Source organism: Nocardia takedensis NBRC 100417 (assembly GCF_000308695.1).
In the GTDB taxonomy this organism is placed as follows: domain Bacteria; phylum Actinomycetota; class Actinomycetes; order Mycobacteriales; family Mycobacteriaceae; genus Nocardia; species Nocardia takedensis.
The window spans coordinates 1-16,620 of sequence record NZ_BAGG01000237.1; the positions used below are offsets into that span (position 1 = coordinate 1).

The 16,620-nt window shown below is 71.8% G+C and carries 12 protein-coding genes; 5 read left to right on the forward strand and 7 right to left on the reverse strand.

Annotation, left to right across the window (positions count from 1 at the left end; translation table 11 throughout):
* On the forward strand, nt 1-373 hold a 373-nt coding region (locus tag ON30_RS29130), incomplete at its 5' end, for an AMIN-like domain-containing (lipo)protein (RefSeq protein ID WP_444543697.1).
* A 64-nt stretch (nt 374-437) separates the two neighbouring features.
* Complete coding sequence (locus tag ON30_RS29135; RefSeq protein ID WP_051030121.1) at nt 438-1,133, forward strand: DUF308 domain-containing protein; 696 nt, start codon at nt 438-440, stop codon at nt 1,131-1,133.
* 172 nt (nt 1,134-1,305) lie between these two features.
* Here ON30_RS29135 and ON30_RS29140 read toward each other — a convergent pair whose 3' ends face one another.
* Together ON30_RS29140 and ON30_RS29145 are read right to left on the reverse strand one after the other, a co-directional pair.
* Nucleotides 1,306-2,769, reverse strand: coding sequence for a phosphatase PAP2 family protein (locus tag ON30_RS29140; RefSeq protein WP_063719966.1), 1,464 nt, complete (start codon nt 2,767-2,769; stop codon nt 1,306-1,308).
* A gap of 120 nt (nt 2,770-2,889) precedes the next feature.
* Entirely contained in the window at nt 2,890-3,276 is a 387-nt protein-coding gene (locus ON30_RS29145) for a PPOX class F420-dependent oxidoreductase (RefSeq protein WP_040712513.1), read from the reverse strand.
* Nucleotides 3,277-3,523: 247 nt separating this feature from the next.
* On the opposite strand from ON30_RS29145, the gene ON30_RS39610 reads away from it, so the two are divergent.
* On the forward strand, nt 3,524-3,685 hold the full coding sequence (locus ON30_RS39610) for a hypothetical protein (protein WP_157183914.1): 162 nt from the start codon (nt 3,524-3,526) through the stop codon (nt 3,683-3,685).
* A gap of 13 nt (nt 3,686-3,698) precedes the next feature.
* Here the strand turns inward: ON30_RS39610 and ON30_RS29150 are convergent, their stop codons facing one another.
* From ON30_RS29150 to ON30_RS42410, 5 genes are all read right to left on the reverse strand, one after another.
* Nucleotides 3,699-4,403: an MspA family porin gene (locus ON30_RS29150; protein WP_040712514.1), complete on the reverse strand. Its 705-nt coding sequence runs from the start codon at nt 4,401-4,403 to the stop codon at nt 3,699-3,701.
* Nucleotides 4,404-4,514: 111 nt separating this feature from the next.
* Complete coding sequence (locus ON30_RS29155; RefSeq protein WP_040712516.1) at nt 4,515-8,834, reverse strand: non-ribosomal peptide synthetase; 4,320 nt, start codon at nt 8,832-8,834, stop codon at nt 4,515-4,517.
* 149 nt (nt 8,835-8,983) lie between these two features.
* On the reverse strand, nt 8,984-10,306 hold the full coding sequence (locus ON30_RS29160) for a hypothetical protein (protein ID WP_083911764.1): 1,323 nt from the start codon (nt 10,304-10,306) through the stop codon (nt 8,984-8,986).
* 195 nt (nt 10,307-10,501) lie between these two features.
* Nucleotides 10,502-13,855 (reverse strand): ATP-binding protein, encoded by a 3,354-nt coding sequence (locus ON30_RS29165; protein ID WP_083911765.1) that lies wholly within the window; start codon nt 13,853-13,855, stop codon nt 10,502-10,504.
* Between the two features lie 145 nt (nt 13,856-14,000).
* Complete coding sequence (locus ON30_RS42410; protein ID WP_083911766.1) at nt 14,001-14,336, reverse strand: WhiB family transcriptional regulator; 336 nt, start codon at nt 14,334-14,336, stop codon at nt 14,001-14,003.
* Between the two features lie 201 nt (nt 14,337-14,537).
* Here ON30_RS42410 and ON30_RS29170 point away from each other — a divergent pair, with 201 nt between their 5' ends.
* Nucleotides 14,538-14,786 carry a hypothetical protein gene (locus tag ON30_RS29170; RefSeq protein WP_040712521.1) on the forward strand — a complete coding sequence of 83 codons (249 nt, stop codon included), beginning with the start codon at nt 14,538-14,540 and terminating at the stop codon, nt 14,784-14,786.
* A 567-nt stretch (nt 14,787-15,353) separates the two neighbouring features.
* On the forward strand, nt 15,354-16,568 hold the full coding sequence (locus ON30_RS29175; protein WP_040712534.1) for a saccharopine dehydrogenase family protein: 1,215 nt from the start codon (nt 15,354-15,356) through the stop codon (nt 16,566-16,568).
* Nucleotides 16,569-16,620: the final 52 nt, after the last annotated feature.

Below are 16,620 nucleotides of genomic sequence, written 5' to 3' on the forward strand. Positions count from 1 at the left end.
AGTAGCCACCGCGCGGCGAACGAGTTGCCGCCGCACTCAACGTCTTTCACCGAGCGACCGGTATGTCGAACAGGTCGCCATGGACGGGTCCGGCACACCCGTCCCGTTGCGCGGCGGCGCGTATCTGAACCTCACCGTCAACGCCCCCTCCTACGACGACGCGGGCGCGCCCACCTACGCCCCCGCGAACCGCTCCGAACTCGCCGACGTCCGCGACTACCGGACCTTCCACCAGGTCGCCTGGGCCGGCTCCTTCGAAGGCCAGACCACCATCGGCGTCGGAACCCGCGCCCGCCTGCCCTTCCAGGCGCACACCGTCACCGGCCCCGGTGCGAACTCGCGCATCGTGGTCGACGTGGCGCATTCCTGGTAGCGCACCGCCGCGGCACTTCGGGGAAAGGCCGTGTCGAATCGTCGGAAGCGGTTATTCCTGCCGCATGGTGACGATGCGACCGAGCTTCCACGCCGCGCCGACGAGGCGGATTCCGCGATCCGACGTCGTGCGCTCCCGTCCGCGACAGACCTACCCCGACCCCCGCGCGCACGCCGACCGCTATGCCGCGGTGGCCATCGCCGCGGGCTGGGTTCCGCTCGGCCTGCTCGTCGCGGTGTGGCCGGGCGGGTCCGTCACCGCGCTGGAATGGCTCGTGGCACTGGGACTCGTGGCGGGAGCGGGCGCGCAACTGTTCGTCGCCATCGCCACCACCCGGATCGCCACGCCGCTGCGCGTGGTGCTGTCGGTGACCGGCGTCCTCGCCGTCTGGCCCGCGATCCTGTTGGTACTCGGCGGCAATTCGGTTCCGCTGGTGTCGATGTGGCTCGGGATGAGCTGGGCGATCCTCGGAATCGGCCAAGCGCTCGTCGCGGTGTGGGACGCGCGCGTCACCGACCCGGTCCGCTACGAGATCGCCGGCGTCGTCACGGCTCTGGCCGGCCTGGTCATCCTGATCTGGCCGATGGAATCCTTCACCGCCCTGGCCTTCGCCGCCGCGGGCGGATTCGTCGTCCTCGGTGTGGCGAACGCGCTCGTCGCCCGGGCGGACCGCCTCGTCGCCGCTCTCCTCGCGCGCCGTGCCACGCGGCAGCGGTCGACCGTGGCCGTTCGCGGCCGGCGGCGCGTGGGCGCCGCGTAGGGGCGATCGGATCGGTCGTTCGAGCGGCCCACGGTTCCAGTCACACTGGGGCCGTGGGCCGATCCCATGCGGCCGGTGTCCGCCCGGAGTAGCGGCGCGCTCGTCACCGCCGGCCCTGCCGTAAGCGCACCGGCTCGGCCGACTCGCGGGCTCGCGCTGATCGGCTCTCGGCTCAGGTTGTCCGGGCGGGGTTGCGGAGGGGATGCGGGCCGGGGCGGGCAATCCAGTAGGCGGCGGTGAGCCAGATCGTGGTCAGGAGTAGGGAGCCGAGGACGTCGGTGGGGTGGTGGGCGCCCGCGTAGAGGCGTTGGGTCGCGACGAGGACGGGGACGAGCAGCAGGAAGGTCGCCGGGATGCGGTGGCGCGCGCGAGGGGTGTTGGTCCAGATCAGCAGGGCGACGGCCGCGTAGAGGGTGAGTGCGGCGGCGACGTGGCCGGAAGGAAAGCTCGCGGTCGGGGGGAGGTGCGGGTCGAGGGGGAGGACTTTCGGGCGGTCGCGGTCCACGACGGCCGAGGAGGTGAGAAACAGGGTGATCTCGCCGACCATCGCGACGACGAGGAACAGGACCGGTCGCCACGTGCGCAGGATCGCCACGGCGAGCGCGGCGACGATCAGGGCGACGGCGATGACGGCGGTGGTGTTGCCGATTTCGCCGAAGACGCCGAGCAAGGCCGTCCGAGTCGATGTCCGGTCGTCGACCAGTGCCTCGACCAGGTCGTGATCCCACCGCAGGAACGGGTTTCCGGGGTCGGTGGTGCGGATGAGCAGTCCGAGTCCGACGAGTGCGCCGAGCAGCAGCACCCACGCGACCGCGAGTTCGCCGATGCCGCGCCACGGGTGCGGGAGCAGGGGCGCGTGCCGGGCCGGGACGGGGCGCAGGTCCTCGCGCTCGTCCGGGGCCACGTCGCCGGGCAGCGGACCCGCTTGTTCACGGGTGTCGCGACGCCAACGGTGGAACGCGACGGTGGTCAGCGCGAGCCACAGGATGCCGAGCAACCATCCGGCGAGAACGTCGGTCAAGTAGTGCACGCCCAGCGCGATCCGACTCAGCCCCACGACCACGACGATCGTGACTCCGAGGCCGAACACCACGCGGCGCGGCCGTTCGCGCAGCGCGGGCGCGAAGACCAGGACCACGGCGCCGTAGCAGACCAGCGAACTCATCGCGTGTCCGCTGGGGAAGCTCCACCCGTCGGTGACGTACACCGGGTCGGTCACCACCGGACGCAGTCGCGCGACGAGTTCCTTGACGATCGGGTTGAGGATCAGCCCGCCCGCGCTGGTCAGCACGACATAGAGCGCCAGCCTCGGCAGCCCGCGCACGAGCAGCCACAGTGTGGCGACCGCGAGCATCAGGAGCAACGTCACGGTCGCGCCGAGGTCGGTGACCGATTTCAGGATGTCGCCCAGCGGCGGGTTGCGGCCCACCACGCCGACCACGTGGTCGGCGACGGTCTGGTCGAGGCGCTGCATCGGCTCCCAGCGGGCCCGCACGAGTGCGGTGAGCACACCGAAACCGACACCGACGGCCACCACGCCCAGCAACGCCGCCACACTGCCCGCGGCGAACCGCTCGGCCGCGACAACCTCCTCGTGCTTGTCCGCCTCGGTCTCGCGTTCCCGCCGGTCGACCACCAAATCGCTCTCCTGCCCTTCGCGGACGCCACGATGCCGTCCGTCGAGTGCGTATTCCCGCGAACGAGCGTCGCAATCACCGCGTGCCGGACCTCGGACACGAGGACCTGCGCGTCGGGCTCAGTCGGCCGACCCGGGCGTCAGTCCGAAGGCGATGATCCGTTCCGGTCGCACGCGGATCATCTCCCGCGAGACCCCGGAAATATACGGCTCGACATCGCGCAGCGCCTCGGCGGTGCCGCGGATCTCCAGGCAGCGCACCCGCCACGGCCGCACCGAGGCGACGTCGTCGACGACGAAGGCGACGCGGGCATCGGTGGCGAGGTCGCGGAACTTCCTGGAAGCGCCCATGTTCCAGCCCGCGATGTCGATGGTGCCGAGTTCGGCGTTGTAGCGGAACCCGACCGGGTTGTTCTGCGGTGAACCGTCCGGCCGGACCGTGGCGAGTCTTCCCAGACGTTGTCCGCCGAGATAGTCGATCTGTTCGGGAGTCAGTGTCGCTGTCATGTCCGCGACGGTAGAACCTCGAGTGAACTCGAGGTCAACCCGCGCGCCGCGCGCCGCTACCGAATCGACTGTGCCAGTGCGCCGTACACCCAGTCATGGGCGCGTCCGACGGTGACGCGGTCGCCGAGGAGTCCGTCGGTCAACGTATCCGCCTTCGTCAAAGACGTTCTCGACCATGCCTCGCCGGGCATGCTGGGCCTGGATCTGCGACTGCTGCTAGCTGTGTCTCGCAATGAGGTCCACCACGATGCCGACCCGCAAGGTGGTCGATTCATTGTGCCGCACCAACATCGAATACCACCGCCTGCACGCGGCACGGGGACCCGCGGCGGTCCCGATCGTCACCGTGCATCCGCACGGCAGCACGGGTTTCGAGACCGGTGTCGAACAGCGCTGGACCGAGACCTGAGGGTTCGGCAGGGTCAGAAGCCGAAAGCGTTACCGTAGCCGGTGGTCTGAGCGGTGCTGTTGCGCGAGTCGGCACGGACGGTGACGAAGGGCATGGCCGAGGCGGGGGAGAGGCAACCGTTGACGGTGAGGGGAGTGTTGGCGTGGGCGAAGGTGTAGGGGAATTCAGCTTCGGGACCCAGTTCGGCCGCGCCGATCGCGGCGGCGGTGACTGTGCCGGGCGCGAGGTTGACCGCGAGTTCGCCGGCGAGTCCCGCTTCCACCCCGACCGACGGTTGCACGCCCACCCCGATGCCGCCGCCGATGGTGATGCTGGGCGGGGCATCGATGGCGAGGGTGACGTCGACGCCCGATTCCAGATTCACCGACGGTGCGATGCCCGCGTTGACGCCGATGCTGGGTGCGATGCCGATCGAGATGCCGTTGGCGATATCCACCGCGCAGCCGATGAGATAGCCGACGACGATCTCGCCGCCGCGCACCGCGGACACGCCTTCGAGGTTCACCGAGAAGTCACCGGAGACTTTGATCGAGTGCACGAACGGCACACCCATGCCGATCTCGCCCGCCGGGACGAAGGAGTTGGCGTCCACGGTCGCCACCAGTCGCATCCCGCCCGCGGCGACTTCACCCGGGGCGGCGTGGGTGACGGGTCCGCCGAACGCGGCGAGGCCCGCCGCGGCGAATACGGCCAACGGGTGCAGATACTTGCGGCTCATCACGCTCCAGTCGAGTCGAACGGTCGAAACGGGCAGGTGCGGCGTGCGGTGATCGGATCTCTGCCGGGGAGCATAGCGAGATCGGTTCGCCCGCCGCTGAAGGCGGACCGCTCACGGCACGTCGTGGCCGACCGGGGCCGGCGGGTGCGACCGGCGCGCCCACGCCTCGACACGGGGATCGGCCAGCGCCGCGAGCAGTCCGTCGGCCAGTGCGCCGACGCGCTCCCGATCGAAAAGGGCGGTGGCGTAGAGGATCTCCAGGTGTCCGGGGTCCGCGTGGTGGGCGGGCTGGAAGGACAGGTGCAGATCGCATTTGGCGTGGTCGACGGGCATCCGGGTGATCCGGACCGCGAGCGAGTCCTCGGGCAGGAAGGTCGCGGGCGACTCGTCCACGGTGAGCATCACCTGGAACAGCGGGTGCGCTCCGGGGCGCGCGCCGCCCAGGGCGGCCGCCAGTTCGGGCAGCGGGAGGCGGGCGTGGGCGAAGGCGCGGTTCTCGGCGGCGTGGGTGGCCGCGACGGTGTCGGCCAGCTCCGGTCCGGTCGCGCAGACCACGGGGACGGTGGCGGCGAACATGCCCACCGTGTGGGCGAATTCGGCGTCGGTGCGCCCCGACAGCAGCGCGCCGATGTGGATCGTGCGGTGGCCGGTGCGGGCCGCGAGGTGATCGGCGGTCACGGCGCGCAGCAGCGTCAGCGGGGACAGTCGCAGGTGGCGGGCGGCGGCTTCGACCGTGGCCCACGCTCCCGGCGGCAGCGTCACGCGGTGTCGAGCGCCGCGTGGGTCCCATGTCGTCGGCCGGGGAACGCGGGTGAGCCCGTCGAGGACGCGGGACGGATCGATCTCCTCGCGCCAGAACGCGAGATCGGTCGGGCGGGCCAGGGCCGTGCGCTCGGTCGACATCCGCGCGTAGCGGGAGTAGCGATGGGCGGTGTCCTGACCTGTGCCGTCGAGGCCGATCATCGTGCGGGCCAGGGCGATCAAGGAACGGCCGTCCACCGCGACGTGATGGAAGACGATCGCCACGTGCGTGTGCCGCGCGGTGTGCGCCACGCCGACGCGCAGCGGGTAGTGGGCGGCCAGGTCGAAGGGGCGGTGCAGGTAGGCCGTGGCCCAGTTCCGCTCGCTCGCGTCGAGCGGGTCGATGGACCAGCGGGCCGGATCGGGGTCGGGGTCGACGGTCGCGGCGTCGGCGGTGAAGGTGCAGCGCAGGATCTCGTGGGCGTCGAGCAGGCCGCGCACCCGTTCGGTGACGGCGGCGCTCGGCAGGTGCCCGTCGACGGTGAGCACGAACGGGATCAGATGCGCGATGCCGTTGTCGGGCACCGGGATCGCGCGTTGGGCCGGGGAGAGGGCGGTGGTGGCCGGTTCGTCGGCGGGCGGGAGTTCCGCGCGGGGCGCGCACTCGAGTCGATCGGCCAGCGCGCGGGGCGTCGGCGCGGTGAAGACGTCGCGGACCTCCAGACGCCTGCCGGTCCGGGCCCCGAGGTGGGCGACGATCGCGGTGGCGGCGAGGGAGTCACCGCCGAGTGCGAAGAAGTCCGCGTCGATCCCGGCGCGGTGCGCGTGACCGAGCGCGCATCCGAAGGCTTCGACCGCGAGTTCTTCGGCGAGGGTGCGCGGTGCGGGGGTGGTGCGCCCACTGCCGGACGGCACCGGCAGGCGCGCTCGGTCGATCTTGTTGTGCACGGTCATCGGCAATGCGGGCAGGACCGTGACGGTGACGGGAACGAGGTGCGCCGGGACGCTCGCGGCCAGATCCGCGCGGATCTTCTCGGCGGTGTCCTCGGCCACGACGTAGGCGTGCAGGCGGGTGACGCCGTCGTCGTCGCGGGCCACCACCGCGGCGGCGCGCACGGTGGCGCTCCGCAGCAGCGCCGCCTCCACCTCGCCCGGGTCGACCCGGATGCCGCGCACCTTCACCTGACGGTCCGCGCGGCCGAGGAAGACCAGCGCCCCGTCGGGCGCGACCCGCACGCGATCACCGGTGCGGTAGCGACGTGTCCCGGCGGGGCCGGACGGATCGGCGACGAAGCGGCTCGCCGTCTCGGCGGGGCGGTGCTGATATCCCGTCGCGAGACTCGGTCCCGCGACGTAGAGTTCGCCGTCGCCGCCCTCGGGCACGGACCGTAGGAAGCGGTCGAGTACGTGGGCCGTCACCCCGCTCATGGGCTCGCCCAAGGGGATCGGCCCGCGATGGCCCGGATCGACGGGGGCGGTGAGCAATACGCTGCACGTGGTCTCGGTGGGGCCGTAGGCGCACCGGACCGTGCGGGTGGCCGCCCACGCGGTGATCAGCGGCGTCGGACACCGGTCGCCGCCGATCACCAGGTGGGTGACGGTGGGCGTCTCGGTGGGCGACAGGGTCGCGAGCAGGGCCGGTGTGGTGAGCAGGTGCGTGACGCCGGCGGCGGTGAGGTGCGCGGCCAGTTCGGGCCCGCCGCGGATGCGCGCGGGCACGATCGCCAGGGCCGCGCCTGCGTGGGCGGCGGCCAGCAGTTCCACCACGGCGGTGTCGAACCCGGGGGAGGCCGCGTGCGCGAGGACGGCGTGCGGCGCGAGGTCGTAGGCGGCCTCGATCTCGGCATCCAGGTCGGCGAGGCCGCGATGGGTGACCAGTACGCCCTTCGGCGCGCCCGTCGACCCGGAGGTGTAGACGAGGAAGGCGGGGGAGTCGGGCGGTGTGCTCGGCGGATCCCAATCCGCCGCAACGACTTCGCCGTCGAAGCCGGTGACGTCGATGACGTGCGCCGGGCCGTCCCAGCTCGGCCTCGTACCGTCGTGCAGGACGACGTGCGGTGCGGCGTCGTCGAGGATCGCGCGCTGCCTGGCCGCCGGATGGGCGGTGTCGAGCGGAACCGCGCACCCGCCCGCCCACGCCACCGCCCAGGTCGCGGTCACCCCGCCCAGGCCGCGTTCCATCACGATCGCCACCCGCGCCCCGGCGCGCACGCCGAGCGCGCGCAACCGCAGGCCCAAGGCGACCGCCCGACCCGCGAGGTCGCGATAGGACAGTGCGCCCGCCTGGTCGAGCACCGCCGTCGCGTCGCTGCGCGCGTGCCGGAACAGCAACTGCCCGAACGTGATCGCGGTTCCGCTCGGCGGTCGGAACAGCGCCGGATGCGCGCCCGGCGCGGCGCAGCGCGCGAGCGCGGCGGACGGCGCCGCCGCGGTGAGTTCGTCGAGGCAGGCCAGGACGTCGGCGAGCAGTCGGTCGGTGGACTCGCGCGTGCCCGCCGCCGCGTTGGTCTCCACTTCGAGGCGATAGGTCTCGGGCGCGGTGCGGTAGTAGTTGACGTTGACGTCGGCGACCGGCCCTGTCGACACCACGCGATAACGCCCGCGCACCCGCGCGTCGAACTCGGGTGCGGGGAACGGCGCGATGTTCACGACCGGTCCCGCGTGGGTCAGCGGCGCGAACGGCGCGTGCCCGTCGCGCACCATCTGTTCGTAGCGGTAGCCCTGGTGGCGCAGCGCGGCGGACGCGGCGGCGGTGACCGAGGTCAGCAGATCCGCGATCGTGTCCGACGCCGTCGACCGGATATGGACGGGCAGCAGATTGGACAGGGTGCTGCCCGCCTCGCGCAGGGCGACGGTGGAGCGCGCCGAGGTCGCCAGCGTCAGCGGCACGTGCGCCGCGTCGCGGGTCCGCGCCGCGCACAGCGCCACCGCGGCGACCACCACGGCACTGCCGGGCACACCCGCGCGCTCGGCCAACCGGTCCAGATCGCGGGCGCGGTCCGGATCCAGGTCGAGGCCGGCGCGGTGTCGGTGCGCGGACGGCGCACCGACACCGGGGGCCAGGACGAGCGGTTCCGGCGCGTTCGCGAGCGTCGCCCGCCAGAATTCCCGGTCGCGGTCGTGCCTTGGCGACCGCGAATAGCGGTCCTCGTGGTCCAGGACGGCGCGCCGCCGGTCGGCGATCACGTCGAGGTGGTTCCGTTCGGGTCGCGACACTCCGTCCCGGTAGTAGCGCGCGGTGTCGTGCACGAGTCGCATCGCCGCGTACCCGTCGAGCGCGAGATGGTGTGCCCGGGAGAACAACACCCACTGTTCGGGTGCGGTCCGGATCAGCGCCGAGAACGCCAGCGGCGCCTGTTCTCCGTACCGGAAGGGCCGCACCGCCTCGGCGTCCATCCAGTCCATCGCGGCGGCGAACGGGTCGGTGTGCCCGGTGAAATCCAGATGCTCGACGGTTGCCGGCTGGTCGGGGTCCAGGCGGAGGCGAGGTTCGTCGGCGTCGGTGTCGAGTCGGAGCGGGCCGACCCCGCTCATCGCGGCGGCGACCCGGACCGCGGCGTCGAGGCGTTCGACGTCGATCGCGCCGTCGAACGCGACGAACTGCGCGATGGTCAAAGGAACGTCGTCACCCAGGGTCCGCTGGGCCGACCACAGCGCGCGCTGCGCCCGGTTCAGCGGCAGTGTCGTCACGGGTGTCCGCTGAGCCGGGGCGTGCCGGGCGCGGCACGGCCACTCGATGAACGGTCGACAGGGCACCCGACGATGCGCACGGCTCGGTTTACCACAGATTCGCCAGGTGGTGGCGTAAAAGCGCTAGTGCAGCGGGGCGCGGTCCGGGGTCATGCGTTCGACGCGGTCCGCGCGCCAGGCCGGATCAGCAGTTCCAGGGCGAGCAGCGCGATCACCGCGCCCAGCGCGATCCAGACCACCACCGCGCCGGTCGGATACGGCCAGAACACCAGCAGCGCCGCGCCCACACCGACGATGGCCCACCGCAGGACGCCCCGCAGTCCGTAGGCCCGGATCTCCCACGGCCTCGGCGTCCCCGCGCGTCGGGTGAGCAGCGCCGCGCCCCGGCCGAACCCGCCGCGCAAAGCCACCGCCGAGGCCGACCCGCCGCTCACGTACGCCGCGAGCGCGATGACCAGGCCGAGGACCGCCACCGCCCGCAACGCGGTGCGCAGGGGATGCGACAGGGTATCGATGACGGCGGCGGCCGCGTCGGGGGCGAGGACGTCGGGCGGCACGCTGTCCAGGTAGACCGACCGCCCGAAGGACAGGACGAGCGCGAGCAAGGCCATACCCGCCATCAGCGCCACGCCGACGCCGGCCACCGCGCGACGACGGCGACCGACCGGAGCGAGGACGATCGCGGCCGCCGCCACGACGATCGTCACCCAGGGCAGCAGGGTCGCGGCCTTGTCGAGCAGGTCGACCGCGCGTTGGACGCGCACCAGTTCCGGGGAGCGGAACAGGACGAATTGCGCGTCCACGGCGGGTAGGCGTTCGGCGGCGGTGAAGCCGCGCTCGATCAACCGGGCGCGCACGTCGGCGAGCATCGGTCCCAGGGAGACGGCGACAGTGCCGTCCGGATGCACCGTGACCGATTCGGGGCCGTCGCCGGTCACCGTCGCGACCACCGCGGTGTGGGCGGCGCGATTGACCTGCCGCCACAGTTCGGCGAACCGGTCGCTCGCGACGTAGGAACGGACAGTTTCCTCGACCAGTTCGTAGGTCTGGCGCTCGAGCACGGGAGCCAGACTCGTCAGCGCGCGGTCCACCCTCGGCCGGTCCGCCGCCGAGTCGCTCAGGGCCGCCAGCGCGTCGGTGGTCAAGCCCTCGATATCGACCCGGGCGAAGATCTCCGCGGTGATCGCCCGCGACACCGCGTCCCGCACCGCCGGGTCCGCCGACAGCGGGGCCACGGTCGCGACGTACCGATCGGTGTCCAGGATCTCCCCCCGCACATAGCGCGCCGACACGGTGGCGAAGGCGAGCACGGCGACCAACACCCACGCCACGGCCACCGCGAGCCATCGCCCGACGTGGCGGGTGCGTCCGGCGCGCAGGCCGGCGACCTCGGCGCGCAGTCGGGTCAGTTCGGCTCGTTCCGCCGAAGGCAGCGGGTCGGCGGGTTCGTCTGCGGAGCTGTCGATGGCCACGGCATCCCCGTTTCGAGAACGACTGTGCACGGGCAAGCGGATATCGGTCGACCGGTCACGGTGAACGAGCGTGACGGCGGGTCGGACTGCCGAAAGGGATCGGCGGCGCGGACTACGACCCTCATCATATGGAATCTGCATCGCTGAAACCCTCGCGGTGGCGGAAAGAGCATGGACTTCGTCAGCGGGCGGAGCTCAGGCGATCGAGGCGCGCGGATTCTCGCGCGGGCGCTCGATCGCGGCGCGCCGCTCGGGGCGTTCGGCGCAGCGCTCGGCCAGCAGAGCGAGCTGCGGGGCGACGGACTCGACGAGTGCGCGCACCCGTGCCGTCTGCTCCCGCGCGCGCTCGGACAGGCCGGCCGCCGTGGTGTGCTCGCCCGCGCATTCGGCCAGCCGGGCCAGCAGCAGGTCCATCGGGCCGAAGGCGACGATGCCCGTGTCCAGTCCGACCAGCTCGCCCGACCACGCCGAGAGCCGCTCGAACAGCGGGGCCGCCGCCTCGGTGGCGCCGAGCGTCACGGCCGCGCGGGCCGCGAAGGCCGCTGTCGTCGAGCGGGCGGGGTCGTGCGGTGACGGGGGGTTCTCCTGGAAGACCAGCCGGGCCCGGTCGATCTCGCCCGCCTGCGCGGCCGCGAGCGCGTAGACGTGGGCGAAGCGTTCGGGCGCGGCGGCGTAGCGGTGCTCGAGCGTGTCGCGCAGCGGGGCGAGATCCTCGCGCGCCCACGCGACGGCCAGGTCGGTGAGCAGCAGCGTGTCCTCGTCCCACGCGCCTGCCGCGGCGCGACACGCGGCATAGCGTTCGGCCGCGCTCGCCACGTCGCCGCGCAGCAGATCGGTGGCGGCGAGGAAACACCGCAGGGCGAGCCGGAGATCGGTGAACCGGCCGTCCCCGACGCAGGTCAGAGCCTCGAGCGCGCACCGGGTCGCGGTCGCCGGATCGCCCAGGCGGCAGGCGTCGAGCAGACGCAGGTACAGCGCCAGCGCCCGATGCTCGCCGGAGCCCGCGACAGTCGCGATCCGCAGCATCTCCGCTGCGGGCGGCCCACATAATTCGGGCGCGCCCGCCTCGACCAGCGCGCAGGTCACCGCGTTGAGCGCCGCGCAGATCAGCGCAGGCTCACCCGCGTGGTAGGCCGCGGCGAGCGCTTCCACGGCGTGGGCGTAGCGCTGGGCCGCCGCGACCACACCGTGCGATTCGAAGACCAGCGTGGTCAGCAGCGCGGCCCTCGCGGCGTCGGGGAGTTCGCCCGCGAGCAGGTCCCCGGCGACCGACCGGATGCGGGCGGCGCCGAGGTCGCGGTAGCGCACCCCGGGAAGGACGGGCGCGGTCCAGCAGGTCAGGGCACGCACGACGAGATCGGTGTCGTCGGCGCATTCGGCCAGATCCAGTGCTCGCTCACGGATCCGGGCAGCGCTCGCGCGGTCGCCGCGATGCGCCGCGGCGTCGGAGAGCAGGCACAGCGCCTCCACGAGATCGGCGTAGCGGGTGCGGCCGACGGTGACGTCGACGCCCTCGACACCGTCGCTCAGTTCGGACGCCGCGTACCACAGCGTCGCCGCTTCGGCGGCGCGTCCCGCCGCCTGCGCGCGCCGAGCGGCCTCGACCAGGCGCACGAGCGCGCTCGCGACGGCGGTCCGCGGCGCGGCGTGCACGGCGTGCCCGACCAGGACGATCGGCTCGACGTCGCCGATCGCCCCCGACACCAGTCGGTCGACCGCGAATTCGGCGATATCGCGTTGCATCCGGCGGCGGCGCAGGGGCGGGATGCCGTCGTGCACGATGCGGTGCACCAGTTCGTCGTGCGGCACCACGCGGCCGTCGTCGTCGAAGCGCACCAGCGCCGCCGCCACCGCGGTGTCCAGCAGATCCGAGACCCGCTCCTCGACCAGGCCGGACAGGCCCGCCAGCGCCTCCACGCCCAGCGGCGCGTTCCACAGCGTCAGATAGCGCAGCACGACCAGCGACCCCGGGGGGAGGCGTTCGAGCCCGTCGAGGATCAGCGCCCGGATCCGTTGCGGCAGTTCCGCCGATTCCGGGGTCGCCGCCGTCACCTGGGCCCAGATGCGCAGCAGCATGGGATTGCCGCCGGTGCGTTCGTGCAGGGTGCGGATCAACTGGTCGTCGGCGGATTCGACGCCCGCCCGCGACACCAGTTCGCGGGTGCCCGCCAGGTCGAGTCCGGCCAGTTCGACCCGTTCGGAGATCAGGTCGGCCAGCGCCGATTCCGCCATCCGCCAGCCCGGCACCGGTTCGGGACCGCGAACGGTCACCACCACCAGCACCGCTTCGCCGTGCAGCCAGGTCATCAGTTGCCGCACGCCCTGCAAGGTGGCGGCGTCGGCGCGGTGCGCGCCGTCGATCGCCAGAGCGATCGGACCTTGCGCGGCCACCTCGCGGCAGCGCAGGAACGCCGCGCGGACGGTGCCGAAGACGCCGTCACCCGCGTCGCTGTCGACCGCGCCCGCCAACTCCTCGAGCAGTTCGGTCCACACCCATCCGGGCGGCGCGCCGTCGAGTTCCGGGCAGGACGCGAACGCGGTGCGCCATCCTCGCGTGGACAATTCCGCCAGCATTCCGGTCAGCAGGGTGGTCTTGCCGATCCCGGCGGGACCGACCAGCCACAGCAGTCGCGGCGCACCGCCCGCGGCGGCCGCGGCCGCGGCCCTGATCGCGGCGGCCTGTTCGGGATAGCAGGACGAATTCGACGCGGGCTCCGCGAGCGGTGCGCCGAGAACCGGGACGGGCGCCGTGTCGATCGCGGCGCTTTCCGGTCGCAGCGAATGGGTCAGAATCGCCATCTCGAGTTCGTGGAGTCGGTGTCCGGGATCGATCCCGTATTCCGAGCGTAGGTGTTCGCGCGTTCTTCGGACCGTCGCCAACGCGTCGACCTGCTGCCCTAGCCGATATTGCGCGGTGGCCAGCAATCGCGCGCACTCCTCGCGGCCCGGATTGTCGCGCGCGATCTGATGCAGACCGGCGACGACTTCGGCATCGCGGCCCATCTCGGCCGCCGCCCGCGCGCGCATCTCCATCGCCGTCGCGCGCCGATCCGACAATCGCGCGACCTCGTCGGCGGCCCACGGAGCGGTCGCGAAAGTCTCGAAAGCCGAACCGTGCCAGCATTCCAACGCCTCGTCCAGCATTCGGTGCCGCTCGGCGGGCCCGGTCCGGTGACCGTGCTCGCGCATATGCTGTTCGTAGCGATTCAACAAACGCTCGAAACGCCACGAGTCGACGCTCTCGGGATCGAGGCGCAGCGCGTACCCGCCGTCCTCGGACACCAGAACACAAGCGGGCGAACGGGGTTGGCGCGCCGGTTCGAGTACCCGGCGCAGATTGTGGACCTGGACCTGGAGCACCGAGGCGGCGTGGGCGGGCGGGGAGCCCTCCCACACGTCCTCGATCAGGCGGTCCACGCGCGTCGCGGTTCCGCCGGCGAGCACCAGACGTCCGAGCAACGCCTGCTGTCGACCCGCTTGGATTCGTGCGGTTCGTCCGTCGAGTACCACTCGCAGCGGGCCGAACACCTGCACGCGTACATCTGTCATGGAACGCCCCTCCAGTCACCGATACGAAAGTCGTCCGTCAACGGCCACCAATAAAGTCGGTCGGTAAGTTACCGCTGAGTCCGTTACTTGACAAACGCTGGGTTATCGCTGTGTCCATAAACACTCCGCAAAGGCCGGTGTCGATTCAGTCCGATATCCCGAAGAATCCGCACAATTCACACGAACGTTCGACGGCGTCGCGCTCCAGTACCCGCCAGCAGTGCGCGCAGCGCGGCCGTCGAATCGTTCCGTGTGAAATCTCGCGGAGTACCTCCGCCGCGTCGGAGTCGGCCGAAAGCCAGACTCCGGCAACCACTCCGTGCCGTCGGCGGGTGCGCAGCGAATTCTCGGCACATTGCGTGACGACCGGGCATCGGCGGCAGTAGTCGAGGGCTCCGCGCGGATCGCCGCGCGGGGGGAGCTTGGGGTGGAACACGCCGGGGGCGATCCCCGCGCATTCGGCGGCAGCGCGCCATGTCATCTTTTCGCCTCTCACGTCGTGATGTCCTCGTGTAACACCGTCACTGTATTCACGCGATAACGTGACCGGCCAATCGAAAATGGTCAACAATCGATAACAAAGAATTTCGCAAGTAATTCAGAACCGGCGTGGAAGTGATTTTTAAGAAGCGTGGGTGAGAATGGCTCCGGCAATTATCCGAAGTATCGAACGGAGATGTAGATGAGTGCTACCGCTCGTACGGCCGACGACCGCACCTCGGCGGATCGGTGGTTCGTCCCGCCCGAGGTCGCCACCGAACCGGACGCGCCGGGCGTGTACCGGGATCGGGACGGGGACATCTGGGTTCGCGTACCGCACGGTTGGGTTCTGTGCCTGCAAGGCGGGGTGGCCGTCGACACCGCGACGGTGTGGCAATGGACCGCCGGACACGTGCGCGATTACGCGCCTTTCGCTCTCGTCGCGCCGTGAGCGCGGCTGTCCACCCCGCCGCGTCCGTCGGCGGGGTGGGCGCGCCCGACGCGTCGCGAGGTGGCGCGAATTCTCCCTATCGGCGCAGGAGTCGTTTCGAGGCAATGGATTTCGTGGTCCCCGCGCGATGTTTCGACGTGACCGCACGCTGAATTCCGTGTTCGGCGGGTTCGGCCGCACTGGGCTGCCCGCATCCGAGCGGGAAAGTCGTGCTCTCGGGATTGTCGGCGGGAATTCACCGGGGCCGGAACAGAACTCGAGTTGTCCCGAACCGATTGGTCTTCTATCGGCCCTCGATGTGGTTCGCGCCGGTGGCGGTCGCGAACCCGCTCCGATGCGTCCGTAGCCGTGGTGAATCGTCCGGCGGACACCGAGGATCGGTGACGCGAACGGCGGGCGATCGGTGACGCGCATCTGACCAGCGACTCTCGCCCGGAACCGGACATAGCGGCCCGGACCGAGGTAGCGAGGGATTAACTATCGTTTCACCTACGACCGTTTCCGATCCGATAGTGTCGGCGTCGCGGCCGTGGATGGGGCACTGTGCAGATCCGGAGGAGGGGTTTCGTGAAGGTACTCGCACTCGGCGGAGCGGGGGCGGTGGGCAGCGCGGCGCTGCGAGTCGCCGTGACACTGCCCGGCATCGACGAGATCGTGGTCGCCGACCGCGATCGGGAGGCCGCGGTCCGCACCGCCGACGAACTCGGCGGATCGGTCCCGGCCCGGGGGATCGCGGTCGACATCACCGACGAGGTCGGGTTGCGTCGCGCGCTGGCCGAGGCGGACCTGGTGGTGAACACGGTCGGTCCCTACTTCCGTTTCGGGTCTGCCGTCGTGGCGGCCGCCATCGGCACCGGCACCCACTACCTCGACGTCTGCGACGACACCGAACCCACCGCGCGGATGCTCGAACTCGACGGCGCGGCCCGGGAACGCGGGGTGTGCGCGGTGGTCGGGATGGGCGCGAGTCCGGGCGTGAGCAATCTGCTCGCCGCGGTCGCGGCCGCCGAACTCGACGCGGTCCAGGACGTGCACACCGCCTGGCCGGTGGACGTGGGCGGCGGTGACCCGACGCGGCAGCGCGCCCAACTGCTCGACGCGGACGGCGGCGTGTCGGCCGCCGCCGTGCACTGGATGCAGCAGGCCGCGGGGGTGATCGACGTCGTGGCGGACGGGGCGATGGTCGAACGTCCGCCGCTGAGCCCGGTCGCGCTGTCGTTGCCCGGCGGCAGGCGCGGCACCGCCTACACCATCGGCCATCCCGAGCCGCTGACCCTGCGGCGCAGTCTGCGACCGCGCGGCGATTCGGCGTCACTGATGGTGGTGACCAGATCCACCCTCGCCTACCTGCGGGTGCTCCGCGACGACATGGACCGCGGCAGCCTCACCAGCGAATCCGCGGCCCGCGCGCTGGTCCGACCGCGCCCGTGGAACCTGCTGCGCTCCCTGCCGAAAGCGTTGCGCGCCCAGGGGCCGGGCGACCTGCCGCCGTTCTTCGCGGTGGCGACAGGCGTCGCGGCGGGTCGTCCGCGCACCGTCCTCGCCTTCCTCGACCGGGTCGGTCCCGGCGACGATCCCGTGGCCGACCTGCTGCACGACATGCCGCGCGCCACCGGAATCCCGTTGGCCCTCGGCCTGTCCCAGGTGGTCGCCGGACTCGCGCGCGAACCCGGCGTGCATCCGCCGGAATCGGTCATCGACAGCACGGCCTTCTTCGCCGCCGCGGCCCGGGTGCTCGGCCTGGACGCGGACCGGCCCCTGTGCCGCATCGAGCGCGCGTGAGCGCGGCCGAACACACCGAGATCGCCACGCGCACCCTCGTGGAGAGTCTGAT